The organism is Paraburkholderia sp. J11-2, from assembly GCF_905220185.1.
Lineage (GTDB): Bacteria > Pseudomonadota > Gammaproteobacteria > Burkholderiales > Burkholderiaceae > Paraburkholderia.
Map to the genome: position 1 here is coordinate 1 of NZ_CAJMYY010000074.1, position 2,254 is coordinate 2,254.

The window sequence follows — 2,254 nt, forward strand, 5'->3', positions numbered from 1 at the left end:
GGAACTGGCGGCATCCATCGCGTTCCTGCTGGGCGAGGACGCGGGATTCATGACGGGGCAGACGCTTTTCGTCGACGGCGGCGCGTCGATCGGGAAGTCGATGATCTGATTGGGATGCTGGACGCGGAGGCCTCCGCGTTTGCCGCTATTCCGGTTGGCCGAGAATATGAATGAGGTTCCCTTCGGGGTCCCGGATCATCGTCGAGGAAATGGTGGGCGTGAGTTGCGCCTGCGCCCAGACAATCTCTACGCCAAGCCTGGCGAAGCTGGCAGTCGTACCCGCAAGATCGCCGCTCTCCAGCACCAGCGCCTTCCAGCCCGTTTCGTCCAGGTGCTCCGGCGGAGGTGTGCGCTTCGCGGCGACCTTGGGCGTGCCAGGGCGGGAGACGAGTTCGAGCCGGAAGCCCATGCCGTCGAGCATGGCGTAGTCCGCGCCAACGGCATCGAAGTGGCCCCTCGCCGCGATGACGAGGCCGAGTACCTCGACATACCAGGTGGCCATGGCATCGAGATTCGCAACGGCGAGTGCGATATTGTTCAGACGCAATGCGGGCGTGGCCGTTGCCGGCTGAAAGTGTGCGGTATCCATATGCGAAGTTCCATGTCGAACGGACGCCATCGCGTGCAAAGCCGCGATGCATCAGCGAAGCATCAAACGTTTTGGGGGAAGAGCGCGCGACGCGTTTCTTCGTCGAAGTCCGTCTTCAGCGTAAGCCGTTCCTTGAGTGCGAGCGCGCGCGTTGCAGCGGGACGTTTGCCGATCTCGTCTACGAGGCGCTTGACGTTGGCGTAGTCACCCAGACCTTTTTCACCAAGGATGTAGCCGGCGAAATCTGCCCAGCCCCACAGCGCCATATCCGCGATTGAATAGCGCTCACCTGCCAGATACCGTGTTCTGGCAAGCCGCTCGTCGAGCACGCGATAGTGGCGCTCGACTTCCTTCAGGTAGCGGTTGCGCGCATAGGGCAAGGGCTCCGGGGTGTGGTGCTGGAAATGCACGGCCTGACCGGAGAACGGCGAGAGCCCGGTTGCCACGAACATTAGCCACGAAAGCATTTCAGCGCGCGCGGCAGGATCCGCAGGCACGAACTTGCCGTGCTTCGTGGCGAGGTGCAGCAGGATGGCATGCGAATCGAAGACGGTCACGCCTTCGTCGGTAATGGCCGGCACCTTGCCGTTCGGGTTGACGCTGCGGAATCCCGGCAGATGCTGTTCGCCCTTGAACGTGTCGACGGCGATCAGATCGAACGGCAATTCCAGCTCTTCGAGCAGAAGGGCGGCCTTCATGGGATTGGGCGAAGGGTGGAAGTAAAACTTGAGCATGGGAGTTTCCTGGGTAAAGGACGAGAGAAAATCGCTTGGGGATGAGGCAGTTCATCAAACCTGCATGGGTCGCGCGCACTACGAGGCGGACCGCGTCTCACTGACGTTATGGTGGACGCGCTGCGCGAGATTGCCGTTCGACGGGGCTGATGAAATCGTTCGACGGTATCGAACGTGTTGTTGCGAGGGGGGCGGAGGGAGGTGAAGGCTGCTGGCTGAAGCAGATAGGAAGCCAGCGGTACACGCAATGCGCCGCTGGTTCCCCTGCGCCAACTTACAGCTTTACGCAAAAAAGTCGATTAGCACGCGAGCGATCGTTTTCGGATCGTTCTCGGTCGGAATATGGCCGGCCGCAGGGATACGCACGAGCGAGGTGTGCGGTATCTCGGTCGCGAAACGCTCGGCGTGCTCGATCAACTGGAACGTATCCTCTTCGCCCCAAATCAGCAGCTTCGGCACGCTGGACGCGCGCAAGGTCGGAACGAGATCCATCGTGTAGTGGCTGTATGCCGCGCCCGCCAGGGCTAGCCACGAGCGCGTCACGCGGGGCTCGGTCCACGGATCGAGATAGTCGGCAATTTCTGCCTCGGAGGCGGGGCGTCCTAGCGCGGTGATCACCGACGTGCGTCTCGCCGCGAGCACATCGGCGGGCGTCGTGGCAGCAGCAATTTCGGGGTCGCGAAAGCGTGCGACCCCGGGGACCGGCCAGGAGTCGAACATGACGGCGTTCATGAGCGCAAGGCGGGTGACTTCGAGCTTGCCGTCGACGAGTACGTGTTGTGCAACGCCGCCGCCGATGTCGTGGCCGGCAACGCCGACCGGTCCGCTTACGCCGAGCGCCTGTGTGAAGCGAAACAGCCAATCCGCGAGCGCGGGTATGGAAGCGGTCGCAACCGTCAACTCACCGGCGGAGCGGCCGAAGCCCGGGAAA

General features: G+C 62.6%; 3 protein-coding genes and 1 pseudogene. 1 reads left to right on the top strand and 3 read right to left on the bottom strand.

Annotated features, from left to right (window positions below):
• Positions 1-109: pseudogene (locus U5A57_RS41150) on the top strand (short-chain dehydrogenase); the annotation flags it as partial.
• Positions 110-145: 36 nt separating this feature from the next.
• On the opposite strand, the gene U5A57_RS41155 reads toward U5A57_RS41150, so the two are convergent.
• The 3 genes from U5A57_RS41155 to U5A57_RS41165 all read right to left on the bottom strand — a co-directional run.
• Entirely contained in the window at positions 146-589 is a 444-nt protein-coding gene (locus U5A57_RS41155) for a VOC family protein (protein ID WP_321918058.1), read from the bottom strand.
• 62 nt (positions 590-651) lie between these two features.
• The gene (locus tag U5A57_RS41160; protein WP_321918059.1) at positions 652-1,323 is read right to left on the bottom strand and encodes a glutathione S-transferase family protein; all 672 of its coding nucleotides are present in this window, start codon (positions 1,321-1,323) and stop codon (positions 652-654) included.
• 282 nt (positions 1,324-1,605) lie between these two features.
• On the bottom strand, positions 1,606-2,254 hold a 649-nt coding region (locus U5A57_RS41165), incomplete at its 5' end, for an alpha/beta hydrolase (RefSeq protein WP_321918060.1).

What these genes read in the sequence shown, in the direction of transcription:
- U5A57_RS41155 (WP_321918058.1), bottom strand. Translation starts at nt 589, where the DNA reads ATGGATACCGCACACTTTCAGCCGGCAACGGCCACGCCCGCATTGCGT.
- U5A57_RS41160 (WP_321918059.1), bottom strand. Translation starts at nt 1,323, where the DNA reads ATGCTCAAGTTTTACTTCCACCCTTCGCCCAATCCCATGAAGGCCGCC.